Annotated in this window: 17 protein-coding genes; 7 read left to right on the top strand and 10 right to left on the bottom strand. The window is 70.3% G+C overall.

The annotated features are described in order from the left end of the window. Positions 1-16: 16 nt before the first annotated feature. Positions 17-2,419, bottom strand: a complete 2,403-nt coding sequence (locus I4Q55_RS45700) for a glycoside hydrolase family 95 protein (RefSeq protein ID WP_307793483.1) — start codon at positions 2,417-2,419, stop codon at positions 17-19. A 439-nt stretch (positions 2,420-2,858) separates the two neighbouring features. Between I4Q55_RS45700 and I4Q55_RS45695 the strand changes: the two genes are divergently transcribed. After that, the gene (locus tag I4Q55_RS45695) at positions 2,859-4,457 is read left to right on the top strand and encodes a carboxylesterase/lipase family protein (RefSeq protein WP_206797162.1); all 1,599 of its coding nucleotides are present in this window, start codon (positions 2,859-2,861) and stop codon (positions 4,455-4,457) included. Positions 4,458-5,231: 774 nt separating this feature from the next. Here I4Q55_RS45695 and I4Q55_RS45690 read toward each other — a convergent pair. Genes I4Q55_RS45690 through I4Q55_RS45670 form a run of 5 tightly spaced genes read right to left on the bottom strand, consistent with a single transcriptional unit; the run spans position 5,232 to position 7,658 of the window. Then, on the bottom strand, positions 5,232-5,840 hold the full coding sequence (locus I4Q55_RS45690) for a DUF3558 domain-containing protein (protein WP_206797160.1): 609 nt from the start codon (positions 5,838-5,840) through the stop codon (positions 5,232-5,234). Next, complete coding sequence (locus I4Q55_RS45685; protein ID WP_206797159.1) at positions 5,837-6,559, bottom strand: hypothetical protein; 723 nt, start codon at positions 6,557-6,559, stop codon at positions 5,837-5,839. Before I4Q55_RS45685 ends, I4Q55_RS45690 begins: the two co-directional genes overlap by 4 nt. 3 nt (positions 6,560-6,562) lie before the next feature. After that, positions 6,563-6,928: a hypothetical protein gene (locus I4Q55_RS45680; RefSeq protein WP_206797158.1), complete on the bottom strand. Its 366-nt coding sequence runs from the start codon at positions 6,926-6,928 to the stop codon at positions 6,563-6,565. Then, on the bottom strand, positions 6,925-7,230 hold the full coding sequence (locus I4Q55_RS45675; protein ID WP_206797157.1) for a hypothetical protein: 306 nt from the start codon (positions 7,228-7,230) through the stop codon (positions 6,925-6,927). Before I4Q55_RS45675 ends, I4Q55_RS45680 begins: the two co-directional genes overlap by 4 nt. After that, entirely contained in the window at positions 7,227-7,658 is a 432-nt protein-coding gene (locus I4Q55_RS45670) for a YbaB/EbfC family nucleoid-associated protein (RefSeq protein WP_206797156.1), read from the bottom strand. Before I4Q55_RS45670 ends, I4Q55_RS45675 begins: the two co-directional genes overlap by 4 nt. Before the next feature lie 1,089 nt (positions 7,659-8,747). On the opposite strand from I4Q55_RS45670, the gene I4Q55_RS50855 reads away from it, so the two are divergent. The 4 genes from I4Q55_RS50855 (at position 8,748) to I4Q55_RS51160 (ending at position 11,976) form a co-directional block, all read left to right on the top strand. Beyond that, entirely contained in the window at positions 8,748-9,347 is a 600-nt protein-coding gene (locus tag I4Q55_RS50855) for a GntR family transcriptional regulator (protein WP_307793482.1), read from the top strand. Between the two features lie 22 nt (positions 9,348-9,369). Continuing rightward, on the top strand, positions 9,370-9,870 hold the full coding sequence (locus I4Q55_RS45660) for a hypothetical protein (protein ID WP_206797154.1): 501 nt from the start codon (positions 9,370-9,372) through the stop codon (positions 9,868-9,870). Positions 9,871-10,234: 364 nt separating this feature from the next. Then, positions 10,235-10,714, top strand: a complete 480-nt coding sequence (locus I4Q55_RS45655; protein WP_206797153.1) for a hypothetical protein — start codon at positions 10,235-10,237, stop codon at positions 10,712-10,714. 644 nt (positions 10,715-11,358) lie between these two features. Next, positions 11,359-11,976, top strand: a complete 618-nt coding sequence (locus tag I4Q55_RS51160) for a fumarylacetoacetate hydrolase family protein (RefSeq protein ID WP_206797151.1) — start codon at positions 11,359-11,361, stop codon at positions 11,974-11,976. On the opposite strand, the gene I4Q55_RS45645 is transcribed toward I4Q55_RS51160, so the two are convergent. Next, on the bottom strand, positions 11,861-14,011 hold the full coding sequence (locus I4Q55_RS45645; protein ID WP_206797149.1) for a glycosyltransferase family 39 protein: 2,151 nt from the start codon (positions 14,009-14,011) through the stop codon (positions 11,861-11,863). The two genes, I4Q55_RS51160 and I4Q55_RS45645, sit on opposite strands and share 116 nt — an antisense overlap. Next, positions 14,008-15,255 (bottom strand): bifunctional glycosyltransferase family 2/GtrA family protein, encoded by a 1,248-nt coding sequence (locus tag I4Q55_RS45640; RefSeq protein WP_206797148.1) that lies wholly within the window; start codon positions 15,253-15,255, stop codon positions 14,008-14,010. Before I4Q55_RS45640 ends, I4Q55_RS45645 begins: the two co-directional genes overlap by 4 nt. 189 nt (positions 15,256-15,444) lie before the next feature. Here I4Q55_RS45640 and I4Q55_RS45635 point away from each other — a divergent pair, with 189 nt between their 5' ends. Both I4Q55_RS45635 and I4Q55_RS45630 read left to right on the top strand, forming a co-directional pair. Further along, on the top strand, positions 15,445-16,122 hold the full coding sequence (locus I4Q55_RS45635) for a response regulator transcription factor (RefSeq protein ID WP_307793481.1): 678 nt from the start codon (positions 15,445-15,447) through the stop codon (positions 16,120-16,122). Between the two features lie 8 nt (positions 16,123-16,130). Next, on the top strand, positions 16,131-17,468 hold the full coding sequence (locus I4Q55_RS45630; protein ID WP_206797146.1) for a HAMP domain-containing sensor histidine kinase: 1,338 nt from the start codon (positions 16,131-16,133) through the stop codon (positions 17,466-17,468). 12 nt (positions 17,469-17,480) lie between these two features. Here I4Q55_RS45630 and I4Q55_RS45625 read toward each other — a convergent pair whose 3' ends face one another. Then, a complete protein-coding gene (locus I4Q55_RS45625) occupies positions 17,481-17,792 on the bottom strand; it encodes a hypothetical protein (protein ID WP_206797145.1) in 312 nt (103 codons plus the stop codon). 178 nt (positions 17,793-17,970) lie between these two features. After that, entirely contained in the window at positions 17,971-18,321 is a 351-nt protein-coding gene (locus tag I4Q55_RS45620; RefSeq protein ID WP_206797143.1) for a metalloregulator ArsR/SmtB family transcription factor, read from the bottom strand. Between the last annotated feature and the right edge of the window lie 16 nt (positions 18,322-18,337).

The following is an 18,337-nucleotide window of genomic DNA, read 5'->3' as shown; positions in this document are numbered from 1 at the left end:
GGGCGGTGCCCCGCGCTCACGCCACGGGAACGGCGACGTACTGGTGGTGCGCGGCCGCCCGGAACGTGATCGTCCGGCCGTCGAGCCGGTGCGGGACCACTGTGCCGCTGATGGCGTCCACCAGGCGGAACCGGCGGGTGAACAGGTCGCTGCCGACTTTCAGTTCGCCGGAGTGACCTGGCCGCAAGGTGATCCGGGTCGGGACGCCGCCTGCCCACTGGGTGTCGACGGTGACGTCACCGCGGGCCTTGAGCCCGTTCACCGCGCCGTCGGCCCAGGCCGCCGGCAGGGCGGGGAGCACGTCGATGACGTCGTTCTGGCTCTGCAGCAGCATTTCGGCCACGCCGGAGGTGGCGCCGAAGTTGCCGTCGATCTGGAACGGCGGGTGGGTGTCCCACAGGTTCGGCAGGGTGCTGTTCTTGAGCTGTTCTTCGAGCATCAGGTGGGAGTGGTCGCCGTCGAGCAGCCTGGCCCAGAAGTTGATCTTCCAGGCCTTGCTCCAGCCGGTGCCGCCGTCGCCGCGGGCGGTCAGCGAGACCTTGGCCGCGGTGGCCAGTTCCGGGTTGGTGCGCGCGGAGATCTGGTGCCCGGGGTGCAGGGCGAACAGGTGCGAGACGTGCCGGTGGGTGTTGTCCGGGTCGTCCCAGTCGGACTTCCACTCCTGCAGCTGGCCCCAGCTGCCGATCCGCAGGCCCGGGTCGAGCTTGGCCAGGACGTCGCCGGTGGAGCGGACCGCGGCGGTGTCGCCGAGGGTGCGGGCGGCCGCCCGGGTGTTGGTGAACAGGTCCCACACGATCTGCTGGGAGATCGACGCCCCGGCGGAGAACGGGCCCTGTTCGGGGGAGAAGCTCGGGGTCACGACGAGCTTGCCGTCGCGCGGGTCGGGCACGAGCTCGTCGGCCCAGAACTCGGTGAGCGACTTCATGATCGGGTACGCGCGCTCGCGCAGGAACTTCTCGTCCTTGGTGAACAGGTAGTGGTCGTAGTGGTGCTGAGCCAGCCAGGCGCCGGCTTCGGGCATCCAGAACGCGGTGGGCCAGTCGTGCAGCCCGGTGAAGCCGAAGGGGTTGGTCTCGTTGTTGACCACCCAGCCGCGGTTGCCGTACATCTGCCGCGCGGTCACCTTGCCGGGGGCGACCAGCGAATCGACGTAGTCGAACAGGGGCGTGGTCGTCTCGGTGAGGTTGGTGATCTCGGCGGGCCAGTAGTTCATCTGCAGGTTGATGTTCACGTGGTAGTCGGCACTCCACGGCGGGGACGTGGAGTTGTTCCACACGCCCTGCAGGTTGGCGGGCAGCGAGCCGGCGCGCGATGAGCTGATCAGCAGGTAGCGGCCGTATTGGAAGTACAGGACTTCCAGCGCCTTGCGCCCGGCCGGAGCGAGGGTTCCGGTGCGGTACGCCGAAAGCACGTCGTCGGTCGGCAGATCCGGCATCTGCTGGCCGATGCTCAGCGAGACGCGGTCGAACAGCTTCGTGTAGTCGGCGATGTGCCGGGCACGCAGGGCGTGGTACGGCTTGGCGGCGGCGCTGCCGACCCGCTGGGTGACCGCGGCGTGCGGGTCCGTGCCGCGGTAGGCGGGGTACGCCGGGGCGTAGTCCGTGCCCGCGGAGAGGACCAGGACCACCTCGTCTGCGCCGGCCACGGTGACCGTGCCGTCGGCGTTGTCGGTGCGGGTGCCGCCGACGGTGCGGACCTGCACCTGCGACTCGAACCGAAGCTTGTTGTCGGTCAGGCTGCCGGACAAGGTGATCCGGCCGTTCTCGGCGGTGGACGTGTACGACCGGTTGTCCGGCGCGGTCACGGACACGGTGAAGCCGAGCTGCTTGCGCTTGCTTGCGGTGAACCGGCCGACGATGGCTTTGTCGGCTGCGGAGGCGAAGTATTCCCTCGTGAACGTCGTGCCGCTCGAGGTGTAGGCGACGCTCGCGGTCGCCTTCGCGATGTCGAGGCCGCGTCGGTAGCCGGTGACGCCGGCCGGGGCGCTCGGCTGCGAGATGCGCAGCTCGCCGAAGTTCTGGTAGGCCCCGAACCCGGTCTTGGGCTGGCCGAGGACCGAGGCGGCCCACTCGGGATCGGCCCGGCCGTCGGCGGCGATCTTGTCCTGCACCTGCTTGATCGCGTCCGGCCGGGGCGAGGTCCAGTTGCCGGAGTTGTAACCGGCGACGCCCGGGCCACCGGTCCACAGCGTCTTTTCGTTGAACTGCAGCTGTTCGTGCTGCACGCCGCCGAACACCGAGGCTCCCAGCGCGCCGCTGCCGATGGGCAGCGACCGGCTCTCCCAGTCGGTCGCCGGTTCGTCGTACCACAGGGTCGACGCCTTGTCCGCCGCAGCGAGGCCGGGCCCGGCGCCTCGGCCGCTGTGGTCAGCGTCGGCCCCCGCGGCGCTGACCAGGGCGAACGCCATCGCGGCCGTCACGGCTACGGCGGTCCGCCGTGGTGCTTCCCCTCGAACGCGCATGTCCGCCCCACCCGTGTTCTTCGCTGGACGACAGGAAGATTCAGGTTAGAGATCCTATGTATTTACCGTCAAGGGTGACCAACTGGTCTGTTCGGGGAGAGAAGTAAGCGCATACATCATATCAATTGCGGCAACGCTTGACTCGCTGGGTGACGGTCGGAGCTGCCGTTCGACGGCGGGTTCGAGGTCGTACGTTCACTGACGTAGCCGGGGAGAGGTCGTACATTCGTCGGCGTAGTCGAGGATACGAGCGTCGGCCGATGCCCGGCGGCGGGCACCCCGGGATCGTGGGCATGACCACCCGGCACCCCGACCGGGGTGATCCGATCACGGCCGGCGAGCGGCAGTCAATCCCCGCGGCCGTCCGGTGAACACCGCCGTCAATGGAGGAGTCCCGATGAAACGTCGTCTGGTGATCGTGCTCGCCCTGGTGCTCACCACGCTCACGCCCGTGGTCACGGCCGCGGCTGATCCACTCGACCACGATCCCACGTTCGTGCGTACCGACGGGGGCTATGTCCGCGGCGACACAGGCGACGGCGTCGTCCGCTTCTCGGGCATCCCGTACGCCACCCCGCCGGTCGGTGACCAACGCTGGCGGGCCCCCACACCGCCGCGGCCGTGGACCGGGGTTCGCGACGCCACCACCCCGACCGGCAAGTGCCCGCAGGTCGGTCGTGACGCGGAGTTCAACCCGATCCTCGTGGGCAGCGAGAACTGCCTCTACCTCGACGTCGTCGCGCCGGCCCGCCACAGCCGCCCCGGTCGCCGGCCGGTGGTCGTCTGGCTCCACGGCGGAAACCTCGCCTCCGGCGCGGCCTCCGAGTACGACGGCGCCCGCCTGGCCACCGGCGGCGACGTCGTCGTGGTCACCGTCAACTACCGCCTCGGCGCACTGGGCTTCCTCTCCTCGAACGCTCTCGACGCCGAGGGCACGGTCTCGGGCAACTACGGCCTGCTCGACCAGGCCGAGGCGCTGCGCTGGGTCCGCCGCAACGCCGCCGCGTTCGGCGGGCACCCGAACCTGGTGGTCCTGGCCGGTCAGTCCGCGGGCGCGCGCAGCGTCTGCACCCACCTGGCCTCACCCGGGTCGCGCGGGCTGTTCCAGCGGGCGATCGTGCAGAGCGGTGCGTGCGCCAACCCGGTGATGACCAAGGCGGTCGCCGATCGCAAGGGCGCCCAGGCCGTCGGCACGCTCGGTTGCGCCGACGCCCCGGGCGGCACCGCCGCCTGCCTGCGCAGCGTCCCGGTCGCGGATCTGCTGCTGAAGCTGGCCGATCCCGACAGGCCGGTCACCGGCGAGCGCCGGGATGACCCGTGGGGACCGGTCGCCGGCACGCCGTACCTGCCGTGGCAGCCGATCGACGCCATCCGGCACGGATCCGCCGCCGGCGTTCCGCTGCTGATGGGCAGCACCCACGACGAGATGCGGGCGTTCGTGCTCGGCCGGTACGCCGATCTGACCGCTGACGGCTACGCCGCCATGATTCGCACCGCGTTCGGCGCCGACGCCGAAGCAGTGCTCGGGAAATATCCCGCCGAGGCCTTCGCCCACCCCGCACTCGCGCTGGCCACGGTGCTCACCGACTGGGGCGGCGGGATCGGCAGTTGCCCGGCGCTCGCGACCGCCCGGACGGCCGCCCGGCACGCACCGGTCTACGCCTACGAGCTCACCGAGAGCTCCGGGCGGTTCCTGGGGAATCTTCCCTACGGCGCCTACCACGGCTGGGATCTCCCGTTCCTGTTGGACACCTCGATCCCGCGCAGCCAATACCCCGGCCTGCACGACATGACGCCACCGCAACGTCGGCTGAGCCAAGCCATGACCGCCTACTGGACCACGTTCGCCCACCGCGGCGACCCGAACACCCCGGACCTGCCCCCGTGGGCGCCCACCCACGCCATGTCGACGTCCGTGCTCGGCCTGGCCGCGGACTCGATCGCGCCGACGCCGTTCGCCACCGACCACCACTGCACGTTCTGGAACCGGATCTGACCCGCCACGACGAGATCGACCCGCGGGCTGCCGCCAGGGTGCCTCGCGTGATGGAAGCCGTAACTCGCGTGATTGAAGCCGGATCTCGCGAGTTACGGCTCCAATCACGTGAGTTTCGTTCCTGATCACGCGAGCCACGGGGAAAGCGCTTACCCGAGCCGGTGGACGCGCCGACCGGCGGCGGATCCGCTCTTGCGCGGGCAAGCAATGGTCTGTTAGCAAGCACATTGCTCAGTGGCGCCCGTCACGCCGGCAGACATCGCTCCTCCGGCGCCAGCCGCTGCCGCACAACAGCCTGGCCGCACCACGCCGGTGCTTCGCCCGGCGATCGTCTCGTCCCAGGCCGGCGACGCCATTCGCGCATCTTCCGGAAAGGAACCCGATGTTCGTGCCGGAGAAGGCAAATCGGCGTGGCGGCTGCTCACCCTTGCCGTCGTCTGGGCAGACCCGTCGGCGGTTCGAGTGTCGACTCCTTCCAGGTCTGCTACGGACCGCTCGACAACGAGGTCTGCTCGCCGTGGAAACGCGGCTACTGAGCCGCCCGCCGGCGCCATGACAATGCCTGGGCCGTTCACGACGAGTACTGGCGGTGTCGTCTCATAGAGTCCGGTCCTCGCCCCTCTTCGACCGATGAGAGAGGGTTAGCTTGAGGAAGAACCACTGGACGTCGGCCGAGCAGGTCGGTGAAATCCGGCGAGACGACGACACCACCAAGCTCGCCTTGGCCACGACCAAGGCTGCAGCTTCCCACGCACCTCAACTGCTGTTGCAGTGCTAGTTCTGGCGGAGGTTGCCGATCACGGCTTCGGCCATTTTGGCGGCCCCGCCGCAGCGGTCGTTGGCCCAGTAGTTGCGGGGCAGGTCCTTCCCGATGATCTCGAAGGTCAGCATCTGCTGGTCGGTGACCTGGACGGCGACCGTGCAGGCGTCGGTGCTGCCGCGTTGGTGGTAGATGATGGCGGGCAGGCCGTCGATCGAGGTTTCGGTCCACGGTTCGAACATGTCGCGTTTCCGTGCCGGTGACTCCGCCAGCTCGGTGAGGGTTTGCGGGCGCTCGGCCGGTTTCGAGGCGGTGGCGTTTGCCCCGAGGGGGGCGACCCAGGAACAGCCGTATCTGGGCGCGGTGGCTGTCCTGAACGGCTTGACGTCAGAGGGTGGATCGGCCACGACGGCAGCTACCTGGTCTTTCGTCAGGAGGCTGCACGGGTCGGTGTCGAACTTGGCGAGGTCAAGGGGCTTGTCGACCTGGTCCAGTGGCAGCGGCGCGCCGGTCTGCGCGGGGGCTGGTGGCTGGGCCAGTACGCGTTCGGGTGTCGAAGGGCCGCACCCGGTGAGCAGGCTCGCCGCCACGAGTGCGGCACAGCCGAGGGCTGGTGTCCTCATGCCGGGGCGGCTGACGGGTCGATGCGCCATTGCTTCTCGTTGTCCATTCCGGAGTTGGTGGGCATCGGGGGCAGGTCGGGGAAGTCGGTGTCGCCCTGCACGAGGGCGGTGGCTTGCGCCTGGAAGTTGCCCAGCGTGTACAGGGCTTGGCTGAACAGCCCGTTGATGGCGGTGATGAGGTTGGCGAACGCGTCGACGACGGCGTCGATGACTTCCTTGGAGGTGAAGACGTCGACGATGGGAATCGCGGCGGTCGCGATCGCGACGATCGTCTTGTAGCCGAGCTTGCCGAGCTCGACGGCGCAGGTGCCGATGAACTCGATGGCTTTGCCGTAGGTCTCGATCACGCAGGTGGCGATCCCGGAGAGGATGCCGGACATGCTGCCGACGACGTTCTGCTGGTCACCGAGCGCTTTCCCGACGGTGCCGGCGTAGGTGTTGAACTGGGCGGCGGCGCGTCCGCTCCAGGTGCCGGCCACCGCCTGGACCGCGTTGTCGATGTCGTCGCCGGCGTCGGCGAGGGTGTGGTTCTTCGCGAACGCCATGGCCATGTCCTGGACCTGGAAGGCGTTGCCCAGCAGCTTGTTGCGGACGTCGTTGAGCAGCTGGATGATGTCGCCGCGGCCGAGCAGCTCGGCGATCCTGCGGATCTTCCCGTCGGCTTCGTCGGGATAGGGCTGCGGCGCCGCTGGCGTCGGCGGGGCGGTCGGTGCGCTCACAGGTCAGCCCATGCCTTTCTCCAGGTCGCGCAGACGCTTGAAGTCCGCTTCGTCCTGGGTGTCGTAGTAGTCGGCTGCCTTGTCCAGTGCTTCGGCGAACTGCCCCAGCTGCATGGCGCCTTTGGCGGTTTTGTCGCGGATGTGGGCGATGGTGCTGTTGAACATCTCGACGACACCGGCTTGGGCGCCCAGGATGCCCACGTCGTCGTCGCGCAGGACCACCTGCGCGAGGTCCTCCTGGCCGAACTTGATCACCTTGTCGCGTGCGGCGAACACGTCGTCGGTGGCCGCGCGCAGGGCCTGGGGGTAGACCTCGAAGCCGGAGCCGGCCGCGGCGGTGCCGAACGGGTTGAAGTTGCCGTCGCTCATCGGACCTCCCGGGCGGCGTCGTCGATCATGGTCTTGCGCCGGGTGGCGGCGGCCGATTCGGCGCCGGCGATCGCGCGCAGGACATGCCCGGCGAGGCTGGCCCCGGTGTGCCTGGCGACCGCGTCGCGAGCGAGGTCCACCGACACCAGGCCGCCCAGGCCGTCCACGGTCACGGTGCCGAGGCCGGCGCCGATGTCGAGCACCAGCGGCAGGGCCTCACCGGTCCGGGCTGCCTGCTCCACCGCGGCCACCCGCGCGTCGATTTCCTTCGCGAGGTGGTACAGCTGTTCTTCGCTTTTCACCAGCGTCGGCCTCCTGGCTCCGGCTCGTCGGTCAGGAAGTCCAGCTCCTCGAAGTTCTCCTCGTCCGCCGGCGCGGCCTCGCGCCGGGCAGGTGCCGCAGCGGCCGGCGGGTGCGGAAGCGCGGCCGGAGTGACCGGCGGCGGCGGTTGCTTGCCGAACAGCGCGTTCAGCTGCGGAAGCGCCGAGGCGTTGGCCGCGGAGCGGGCGGCGCGGACGGCCTCGACGATGCTCAGCCCGAGCTTCTGCCCGTGCGCGCCGTGCAGCGCCCCGTCGTCGATCCGCAGGTCGAGCAGCTTTCCCTGGCCCGTGACGACGGCCGTGACCAGCTGGTCGCCGGACCGGGCTGTGTGCCGAGCGGCGGCAAGCCGTGCGTCCACCTCACCGGCCTGCTGCTGCATCAGCCGCACATCCCGCCTGGGTGTAGTCATGACCGCATCACGAAGTCACGCATCCCATCCCCCTGCTCCAGGTCCCGCCGACGTGACGGAACGTGTCCCATCCGGCACCCTACTGCGTCCCGCAGACGACGAAACCACAGCCCGCACCGAGGCTGCGCAAGCAGCGGGTCGCGCATCCCCGACGCGAAACGGCAAGGGCCTGGCGACTGGAGCTCGACGCTGCTCATCGTGCGCCACGCGCGGCCACCGGCGTCGGCGCCCATCGCGCCCGGCCTCGAGATCGGGCGCCACGTCCGGCCTGGATCGGTGACGCCGTATTGCGCGACGTCGCCGCACACGCCCTGGGCCTGACAATGCGCGGGCCAGGCGAAGTCTCCCGACTGAGCTCGCAGACGGGTTTCCGGCACATCGCCAGGTACTGGTTGGGCACGGCACCTGGACGATTGGGGTCCCATCACGGCGTTCGAAGGCGTCCTGGATGCCGTCGGCGAGATCGCGGGTGACGCCGTCGCGGTCGAGTAGCGGCGTGGCACGGACGCGAGAGGTCGCCACCTGCCACGACGTGAATGCTCGTTCCTCGTCGTTCACCGGGTCACTTGGTGTTGCGGCGCACCGGAGATAATCGGATGCCGGCTGACCATGGGTCTGTACCAGGGGGTTGCACAGAGCGTGGGTCTGGCTTTTTGGACTGCAAGAGAGGCGCCACCTCTCGCTAGCCTGCGAGGCCCTTGAGCTGGTGAAACAAGTCGATGACCCGCTCAGCCAGCGCCAAACCGAGGACGATGTGCGCAAGGACTGCCGCGACCCGCAGCCTCGTCGTCTTCGTGGCCTTCTTCCGGTTGTCTCTCCGTTGCGCCATGGACTTCTCCGTGGTTCAAGCCCGCTCACGCGGGCCGCTGACCCCGGGTTTCCCCGGAGCTCACGGGCGTGATGCCCGAGAGTTGACGGGGAGAAGCCCAGCCGCACCGCCAGATTACCGGTTTCCCCCTGTCGGATGCCGTCCTGACTACCCGGCCATCCGGGTGATCTCTGGCCGCGAACGCCTGCTCGTGCGAGAGTGCAGAACCTGCAGACCGGTAATCGATAGAACACTCGCCGAACTGATGTAGTGATTCACAAATGCGGTCGCAACTCCCGGCATTGATCGTGCACTTGATCGGAAAGTGCGGTGACAACCAACCCGACGAAGCCTCAGTCAGCACCTTGCTCTGGCCTGGTTCGCCAAGCCTGCCGGAACGATGCAACGAACTCGACCGACACCTGGGCCGCGACGGCAAGGAGCGGGCCGAGCGGTGCGCAGCTCTCTGCTGGTTGGCTGAGGAGGCGGCGTGGTTGACGCCTCGACGGTATGGTGCTAATAATACTAGCACTATGAGATGGGTAGTCGATCATACTTCCAGGGAGGCCCTCCCGCTCCAGATCGTGGCGTGTGTCCGCCGGGGCGTGGCTTCGGGTGAGCTTGCCGTCGGAGAACAGCTGCCGCCGGCGGCAGAGTTGGCGAAGGCGCTGTCGGTCGACCGCAACACGGTGCTGGCCGCCTACCGGCGGTTACGCGGTGAGGGTGTGCTGGAGTTCCGCCGGGGCCGTGGGGCGCGGGTCGCGTCCGCCGGCACGGAGCCGGCCCCTGTCACCGAGGCGGCGCTGACACTCGTGAGTGTCGCCCGTCAGCACGGACTGGAGCGCGATGACCTGCTTCGTCTCATCGAGAAGTTGACGTGACAAAGCGAGGGGATGGTGCTCGATGACGGCATCCGCACTGCCCGGCCCAGGCCGGTACTCGATCTACACCGGCCGGGTGACGAACTGGCCGCTGGTGGTGGCTTTCGGCGCCCTGATGGTGCCGCTGGTGGCCCTCGGAAGCCTGTCGCACGGCGGCTGGCTCGACTCGGGCGGCCCCGCGATCACGCTGGTGGTGGCCACCATGGCCGTGCTCTTCACCGCCCTGACCGGAGTGAGCGTCCGGACGACGGCAGGACCCAACGGGGTGTCGGTCCACTGTGGAGCGTTCGGCTGGCCGCGCCGCACCTACCGGCTGGTCGAGATCGACCGCGCCGGGGTGATCGACCTGTCGCCGCTGTGGTCCCTGTTTCTCGGCCACTGGTGGACCCCCGGTCACACCTACTTCACGGCCCGGAGCGGGCCTGCTCTGCGGCTGGTCCTGCACACCGGTCGGAGCGTGACGATCACCGTACCCGATCCGCACGCCGCGGTCGCGGCCATCCAGGAGGCCAAGTCCGGCTGACGGGAGCGGAGGAATGACGACGCAGACGAAGGCATCTTGCAGGGCGGGGCCGAAGCTCGGCGCTGCAGCCTCGAGCCGACGGTCGCTGCTCGCCCGGCACCCGCGGCGCCGGCCGCGCCGCTGCCTTGTGCATCGCTGCCAGGACGCGGTGGCGAGTGCGGAGTACTTCACGCTGCGATTGGGTGGCCAGCAGCGCCCTGTGGTCGCGGTCGGCGAGATCGACCGGGCTGCCTGTCTCGGGTAGCCACAGCTGGACGCCGTGCCGAGTGCGCCAGACGTAGCAGGGTGCGTTGGCGGGGCGCGGAGACGTGACGACCACTCGAGATCACTTCAACCGATCCGGCCCGGGAGCCGTGTCCCTGGTGTGACGACACTTCTCGCGGAGGACACCCGGCGGCCCGCAGCCCGGAAGTGGTCTGTGCGGTACGCCCTCGCGCTCATCGCCCTCGTGCAGGCCGGGCTCGGGTTCGGCACGCTGTTCCTGGCCGCCGGCGCGCATGCCGACATGGCGGGCATGCCCGGGATGACGTACCCCGTCCAGCCGGGCTTCGCCGGTGTTTCCTGGAATCTCGCGCTGGGCGCCGGGTTGCTGTGCGTGGCGCTGTACCCACGGCTGGCGGGCATCTGGCTGCCGTTCTACTGCGGCTTGACCGTCGTGCTCGGCGTCGCCTCGGCGAGCGACCTCTTTCGCGGCCTGCCGATCACCGGGCGGATCTCGACCCACGCCCTGAGCGTCACGGGCCTGGTCCTGCTGCTGGTCGTCTACCGGCGCCGGAACGCGGAGGTTGCGACCGGGAGCGCCGACGCCCACCACCATCTGCGCATGGGTGATGGCCTGTGGTAGCCGGCGCCGCAGTCAGGGAGGATTTGTCAAGGAAACCGGCAAGCTGGGCGACGCGGCGTTCCAGCGGCGCTCCGGTGTGCGGGGTGCCCGGGCAGGCGGGCCGGCTCGCGAGAGGCAGCCACGGCGCGCTCCGCTCTTGTGCTTGGTAGAGGGCACTTAGTCCGCCCATGGAGTGTCCGATGAGGACGATGTCGGTGCCGGGGCACCGGCCATGAAGCGGCGAGTCGGGTCAGCGGGGGTGACGAGGTCGCCGCCGTTGCCGGAGACGTGCCGGCCGGAGTTGTAGCGCACGTACACGGAGCTGATGCCCAGGTCGTCGGCGAGGGATCGGTGATCGAGGCCGAAGACGGGCCACTCGCCGGCCGCCCCGGCGTTCGCCGAGGTCGCGCGCCGGGTGGCCCGACTGGACGTACATCGCGGCCTCGGCGGCGGTCCCCGCCTCGGTCGGCTTGCGCCCGGCACCGACCCAGAACGCGCCTTGCTCGCTGATCGTCAACGGCGAAGCGGCACGGGCCGGCTCGGCGGTTCCTGGTGCTGGGGAGCTGGTCATCGGCGAACCTCCGTCACGGCGTCTGCGCCCATGCCCAGCACTATCGGTGACCGGCTCCGGGGCGGTCCAATGCCGGTTGGGGACGCCGTGATGCATGGCGCTCATCAGCCTCCCGAGGGCGGCTCGATCGGGGAAGGCGCGCGTGGCGGCGAGGGTGACCAGTGCGTCGGTGTGGAGCGCGGCCTCCGGCTGCTCGACGACGGCCGGGTTCGAGCCACCGGACGACCTGTTGGTGTGCACCAAGTTCCCGGCCTGCGTCGCCGGTCCACAGGAGACCGTCGAGCTGCCGGGCGACCGCGTCGACCGCGTCGACCGGGAGGTCGACCCCGATGCCGCGGTCACGTGCCTGCTCGATGACGAGGTGGTCCGGATGGCGTCGCTCGCGGACATGATCTTCGACGTTCCGGATCTGGTCGCCGGGTTGTCGGCGGTGTGCCCGCTCCCGCCCGGCCGGCTTGGCGGTGGGGGTGGGGGGCCGGGCCCCGGGGGGGGGCGGGGGGGGCGCCCCCCCGCAGGGGCGCCCCGCCCCCCCCGGGGGGGTTGGGGGGGGGGGTGGCGGCCCCGCCCGGGGGGCGCGTCCGGGACGGCAACGCCGCTCATGCACGGCACTCGTAGAGGGTTTGTGCTCCCATCGGTTCCACTTGCTGCTGACCCTGCTGCTGGGCTTGCCCGCCATAGGCAGCCGGGTCGACCTCGGTGCAGTGCTGCGTGATCCACTGCTGCCGCCGCTGGCCGGCCCCACTGTTCATGCTGGGCAGTCCGCCGCCGCGTCCGCCGGACCCGGTGCCGAGCACGAACTTCAGCTTGCCTTCGGCGGTCCACTGCTGGAGCTGATCGACCGAGGGCGAGTCGTCCATGCCCGAGAAGCCGCCCATGCCGATGACTGTCTCGTCGGAGCCGATGATGAAGCCCGCGGCCATCATCGCCGAGGCATCGACGGCCAGGGTGATCTCCGCGTTCCCCTTGTGCTGCCGGGCGTAGTCGAGGACGCGGCGTTGCTCGTCGGTGAGCTTGCCGTCCATACCGCCGAAACCGCCGCCCGAGCCGCCCGGCATTTCCGGGAGGGCGCCGCCGGGGAAGCCGCCGGTGCCGCCGGGCAGCTGCGACATGCCGCCCGGGAACCCGCCGGTGCCGCCGGGGAACTGCGGCAGGTCTCCCGAACCGCCGGGGAACCCGCCCGGGCGCATACCGCCGAACCCGCCGCCGCTCGGTCCCGCGGCCGGCATCGTGCCGAGGTTCTCGCCGGTCGCCGCGGTGGCGGTGGACCACACCGCGGGCACGAGCAGTACCGTCACCAGCCCGAACACCAACGCCACCCGGGAAACCACCAGCCGGCGCGTCTCGACGAGCCGCGCCCCGAGCAACACGGCCAGCGTGACCACGCCCGCGACGAGGACCGCCCAGCGGGTCCAGCCGTGCCACGACGGATCGCGGCCCGCCAGCACGAACGCCCACACCGTGGTGAGAGCGACGGCGCCGGGCAGCAGCAGCCACGAGGCCGCCCCGTCCCCGCGGTACGCGCGCCAGAACCGCGCGAGCCCGGCCGCGGAGATCGCCGCGATCGCCGGGGCGAGCATCGTCGTGTAGTACGGGTGCCAGATGCCCTGGGCGTAGCTGAACACGATCCCCGTCACGAGAAGCCAGCCGCCCCAGGCGAACCAGCCGGCCCGCGAAGCCGGGTCACCCGATCCTTTCGCCCGCACGCCCTGGATGGCGACGACCACCAGTACGAACAGCGAGAGCGGCAGCAGCCACGAAATCTGCCCGCCCACCGACGAGCTGAACATCCGGCCGAGCCCGGTGTCGCCGCCGAACATGCCGCCGCCCATCCCGGACGGCAGGCTCATCCCTTCGGGAAGATCCGGCCGCGCGCCGCCGCCACCACCACCGGGTCCGAGGTTGCCGTCGCCGCCGAAGACCCGGCCGAAGCCGTTGTAGCCGAAGATGAGGTTCCACGCGGTGCCGTCAGTGCTGCCGCCCATGTAGGGCTTCGATCCCGGCCACCAGTCGTGCAGCGCCGCCCACCAGAACGACGACGCGAACAGCACGACACCCGCCCCGAGCAGGTCGACGATCCGCCGCTTGACCGGCGCGCGCGTGCCGGCCAGGTACGCCAGCGCGAACCCGGGGACGACGATCCACGCCTGCATCATCTTCGTGACGAACCCGCAGCCGATGAAGAACGCGCACCACAGCAGCCAGCGTGTCCGCGCGCGGCTCGTGTCCGCCTTCACCGAGCGCGTGAACGCGTATGCCGCGGCGACGAGCAGCAGCACGAGCAGCGTGTCCGGGTTGTTGTCCCGGTTGATCGCCACGGTGATCGGGGTGAGCGTCAGGATCAGCGCGGCCAGCAGGGCGACGTTCTCGCCCGCCCAGTGCCGGACCGTGCGGTGCAGCAGGAACACCGCCGCGACGCCCTCGATCACCTGCGGCAGCAGCAGCGACCAGCCGTGGAATCCGAACGCCAGCACCGAAAGCGCTTGCGGCCACAGCGACATCGGCGGTTTGTCCACGGTGAACACGCCGTACGGGTCGAACGAGCCGAACAGGAAGTTCGTGAAACTGCTCGTCATGGACTTCACGGCGGCCGAGTAGTATGTGTTGCCCAGCTGGCCCGCGCCGATCCGCCACGCGTAGAGCACGGCGGCGGCGACGCAGATCCCGGCGAGTGCCCAGACCCGCCACCGCGTGCGGGAGGGGGTGGTGACGGAACCGGCCGGTGCCGCTTGTTCGGCGGCGACTGTCATTCTTCGTCCTTTCCCGGGGAACTGCGGAAAACCCAGCTGCGCAGCAGCACGAACCGGCCCGCGGTGCCGAGCACCGAGGCGGCGAACAGCACCGTCAGCTCCAGCGCGCGGCCCGGTTCGGGGTCGAACCCGTGCAGGGCCAGCAGCGCGGCGGAGGTGAAGGCGTAGTACAGCCCGAAGACGACGAGCCCCTGCAGGTGCGCCTTGCCCCGTGACGTGCTCGCGCCGGCGAAGGTGAAGCGGCGGTTGGCTTCGGTGTTGAAGAGCGTGGTGAGCACGAGCGCGACGAGGTTGGCCACCAGCACCGGCCACCACAACCGGAACACCGCGTACAGCACCAGGTTCGCGATCGTGGAGACGACCCCGACCACGGCGAAGGACAGGATTTCCCAGAGCCGGCCGCCGCTCGGCGTGCCCAGGACGGCGTCCGGGTGGGCGGCGCGCGGGGCGGGACGGCGGGGGAGGTCCGGCACGCGCGCCGTCCCGGCCGCCTTCGCGCGGGCGACGCGGATCAGCCCGCGGATGTCGTCGAGGGCGGTCTTGGTGACGTCGACGCGGCTGTCGGTGTCCTCGACCCAGTCGACCGGGACCTCGTGCACGCGTAGCCCGTTGTGCTCGGCCAGGAGCAGCAGTTCGGTGTCGAAGAACCAGGCGTCGTCCTCGACGTGGTCCAGCAGCGGCCGGACGACGTCGGTGCGCGCGGCCTTGAAGCCGCACTGCGCGTCGGAGAACCGGGCGCCGTGGCTGAGCCGGATCAGCCCGTTGTAGCAGCGGGAGACGAACTCGCGTTTCGGTCCGCGGACCGTGCGCGCCCCCGGGGCCAGCCGCGAGCCGATGGCGACATCGGAGTGGCCGTTGACCAGCGGGGCGACCAGCGGCAGCAGCGCGTCGAGCCCGGTGGAGAGGTCGACGTCCATGTACACGACGACGTCGGCGGTGCTGGCCCGCCAGGTTTCACGCAGGGCCAGGCCGCGGCCCTTGCGGTCGAGGTGGTGCACGCGGACGGACTCGTCGTCGCGGGCCAGGGCCTCCGCGACTTCGAGGGTCCGATCGGTACTGGCGTTGTCCGCGACCACGATGGTCCAGTCGAAGGGGAACTGGTCGCGGAGGAACTCGCGCAGCACGTGGATGCACCCCGGCAGCGCGCGCTCCTCGTTGTACACCGGGACGACGATGTCCACCGTGGTTGTCACAGCACGCTGTTCGGGGGAGGTCGTGAGGCCTCCGGTCGCGCCGACCGACATGCTTCCTCCGTTCTGGGTCTCTTGCGGTCGAGCACGACGCTGTGTGACCGGTTACGTAGCTCTCACGGTGGGCTACCGGTCGTGAGAATGGCCTGGAATTAACCTGAGAGAATCATGAGAGGTGGATCTTTCACCGGACCCGGTGAGATCAACAGCTCGCACACAGAATCACCGCGTAACCTCTGGCCGGTGCGACTGCTGGTGGTGGACGACGACCCCGACGTGCGGGAAAGTTTGCAGCGCAGCCTGGAGTTCGAGGGCTACGACGTGGGCACGGCGACCTGCGGGACGACGGCGCTGGCGGCCGTCGCCGGCGAGGCGAAGCCTGACCTGGTGATCCTCGACGTGATGATGCCCGAGATCGACGGCCTGGAGACGTGCCGCCGGATCCGGGCGGCAGGGGAGCGGCTGCCGGTGCTGATGCTCACCGCGCGTGACGCGCTCGGTGACCGCGTCACCGGCCTCGACTCCGGCGCCGACGACTACCTCGTCAAGCCCTTCGCACTGGAGGAGCTGCTCGCCCGCGTCCGCGCGCTGCTCAAGCAGAACCGCCACCGCCGGGGTGTCCCCGAGATCCGCCGCTTCGGTGACCTGGCGCTCGACCCGAGCACCCGCGAGGTCACCCGCGGCGGGCGGCGCCTCGACCTCACCCCGACCGAGTTCGACCTGCTGACCGCGTTCCTCGACGCGCCGGACAAGGTGCTGACCAAACACCAGCTGAGGCAGGCCGTGTGGGGGCGGGAACCGAGCCGCACCAACAACCTCGACGTCTACGTCGGGTACCTGCGGCGCAAGACGGAGGCGGGCGGGGCGAGCCGCCTGCTGCACACCGTCCGCGGTGTCGGGTTCGTGTTGCGGGCACCGTGAGGCCGCGGATGCTGCGCAGCCGCGTCGCGCTGATCACGGCGGCCATCGTCGCGTTCGCGATCGCGTCGATCAGCACCGTCACTTACGTCTCCACCCAGCACAACCTGCGTGCGCAGCTGGACGAGACACTGCTCGGCGGCTGGCCGCCACCCGGCGCGCAGGATCCCGCGGCACCGAAACCCGACTGGGCCGACCTGTGCCGCGCGGTGAACCGGGGCCGTCCGTTGCAGCGGTTCCTCGAAGGCGTGCAGCTGCTCAAGCCCGACGGGACGACCTGCGCGCCCGCGGGCGTGGACTCGGTCACGCTGGCGGCATCGGACCGGACGACGCGCGCGGTGACGCTGCGAGACGGCTACACGCAGTCCGGCACGCCGGTGCGGGTCCTGCTGGGTCCGGTCGGCGACGGGAACGTGCTGGTCATCTCGCGCAGTCTGGCCGACGTCGAGAGCACGCTCAACGGGCTGGCCAACGTCCTGATCATCGTGTCGCTCGTCGGGGCGGCACTCGCGGCCGCCGCCGGGCTGCTGCTGACCCGCCGGACCCTGGAACCGATGGCGCGGCTGACCGGGGCGGCCGAGGAGATCGCCCGGACCCAGAACCTCGATCTCCCGGTGGCGGTGTCCGGCCGAGACGAGGTGGGCAGGCTGGGGCGGGCGTTCGCGGCGATGACCGGCGCGCTCGCCGAGTCGCGGCGGCGTCAGCAGGCGCTGGTGGCGGACGCGGCCCACGAGCTGCGCACCCCGTTGACCAGCCTCCGGACGAACATCGAGCTGCTGGCCCGCAGCGAGCACACCGGCCGCCCGCTCGGGGACGGGCAGCGCGCCCGGACGCTGGACCGGCTGCAGGTGCAGGCGGAGGAGCTCGGCGACCTCGTGACCGAGCTGGTGGTGCTCGCCCGCGACGAGCGCGAACTGGAGCACGCCGATGTCGCGATGCCGGTCGTGGTCCGGCAGGCCGTCCGGCGGGCTTCGAGCCGTGCCCAGGACCACGAGTTCGAAGTCGAAAGCGCCGAGTGGCGGGTGCGAGGCGACGCGGCCGCGCTCGAGCGGATGGTGCTCAACCTGCTCGACAACGCGATCAAGTTCTCGCCGGCGGGGTCGGTGATCACGGTCCGTTCGGCACCCGGCCGGATCTCCGTCGCCGACCAGGGCCCCGGTATTCCGCCGGATCACCGCGAGGCCGCGTTCGAGCGGTTCTGGCGGGCTCCCGAGGCTCGGTCGCTGCCGGGTTCGGGACTCGGCCTGGCGATCGTCGCGGACATCGCGGCCGCACACGGCGGGCGTGCCCGGTTCGACGATCCGGGGGATGGGCGAGGTGCGCTGGTCGTGGTTGAGCTGCCGGGTTGACCGCATCTTTGGTTACTGCGGGTTTGCCAGGGCTCCAGCAGAGTGGCCAGCGCGTCGGCCACCGAGCGCGGGGCCGAGACGGCCGCCGTCTCGGCCGTCGAACGCGTGCCGAGCACCGTGGGCTCGGGCACGCCGCCGGGCCGGCAGCGCTCCGTGAAAGACCGTGCGCGGGATGTCCGCCAGGATCTGGCGCATCGGTGCGGAGAACGCGAACAGGTACGGCCGCTCGGTCTCGTCGAGCACCAGGTTCCCGGCCTCGACCGGGAACACGCCGTCGCCGGAGAAGAACACCGCGGTGCCGCCGAGGACCAGGCTGGCGAACACGGAGTCCTTCGGCAGCGTGCGGCAGGTCTTCCGGGACCGTTCGACGGCTCAAGGAATGGGAGGACTACAACTACCCGCCCGCACGGCGGCCTGGGCGGCCAGACCCCGTATGAGAAGCTGCTCCAGAAGATCCAACCCCCAATCCCAAGGGTGTCAACGACCAGAAGCAGCAGCACAGCTAGTCGTGGTCGGGGATGTCGTGCAAGTGGTGATCGGCGGCGTTCAGCACCTCCACCAGCAGCCGCCGGACGTGCCCGCCGCGCGCCTTGTAGAGCACCCGCCGCCCGTCGCGGCGCTGGCTGACCAGCCCGGTCAGCCGCAGCTTCGCCAGGTGCTGCGAAACCGCGGGCCGCGCGATACCGACCGCCTCGGCCAGCGAGGCGACGTCGTACTCGTCGCCGCTGAGCAGCCACAGCATCCGCATCCGGCCGGGGTCGGCCAGCATGCGCAGTGAATTCGTGGCCGCCTCCACCTGCGCGGCGGGCGGCAACTGGGACCACTGGTCACCAGACTCGTCGTGTGCGTACATGTGCACCTATCATGGA

Source organism: Amycolatopsis sp. MtRt-6, assembly GCF_017308975.1.
Taxonomy (GTDB): Bacteria; Actinomycetota; Actinomycetes; order Mycobacteriales; family Pseudonocardiaceae; genus Amycolatopsis.
The sequence above is the reverse complement of the archived record's forward strand: the minus strand, read 5'-3'. Positions and strand labels throughout refer to the sequence as shown.

Coding starts and splice junctions, on each gene's coding strand:
- I4Q55_RS45645 (WP_206797149.1), bottom strand. CDS start 14,011: ATGACAGTCGCCGCCGAACAAGCGGCACCGGCCGGTTCCGTCACCACC.
- I4Q55_RS45670 (WP_206797156.1), bottom strand. CDS start 7,658: ATGACTACACCCAGGCGGGATGTGCGGCTGATGCAGCAGCAGGCCGGT.
- I4Q55_RS45660 (WP_206797154.1), top strand. CDS start 9,370: ATGACGGCATCCGCACTGCCCGGCCCAGGCCGGTACTCGATCTACACC.
- I4Q55_RS45695 (WP_206797162.1), top strand. CDS start 2,859: ATGAAACGTCGTCTGGTGATCGTGCTCGCCCTGGTGCTCACCACGCTC.
- I4Q55_RS45620 (WP_206797143.1), bottom strand. CDS start 18,321: ATGTACGCACACGACGAGTCTGGTGACCAGTGGTCCCAGTTGCCGCCC.
- I4Q55_RS50855 (WP_307793482.1), top strand. CDS start 8,748: ATGCGGTCGCAACTCCCGGCATTGATCGTGCACTTGATCGGAAAGTGC.
- I4Q55_RS45690 (WP_206797160.1), bottom strand. CDS start 5,840: ATGAGGACACCAGCCCTCGGCTGTGCCGCACTCGTGGCGGCGAGCCTG.
- I4Q55_RS45640 (WP_206797148.1), bottom strand. CDS start 15,255: ATGTCGGTCGGCGCGACCGGAGGCCTCACGACCTCCCCCGAACAGCGT.
- I4Q55_RS45680 (WP_206797158.1), bottom strand. CDS start 6,928: ATGAGCGACGGCAACTTCAACCCGTTCGGCACCGCCGCGGCCGGCTCC.
- I4Q55_RS51160 (WP_206797151.1), top strand. CDS start 11,359: ATGGCGCTCATCAGCCTCCCGAGGGCGGCTCGATCGGGGAAGGCGCGC.
- I4Q55_RS45630 (WP_206797146.1), top strand. CDS start 16,131: ATGCTGCGCAGCCGCGTCGCGCTGATCACGGCGGCCATCGTCGCGTTC.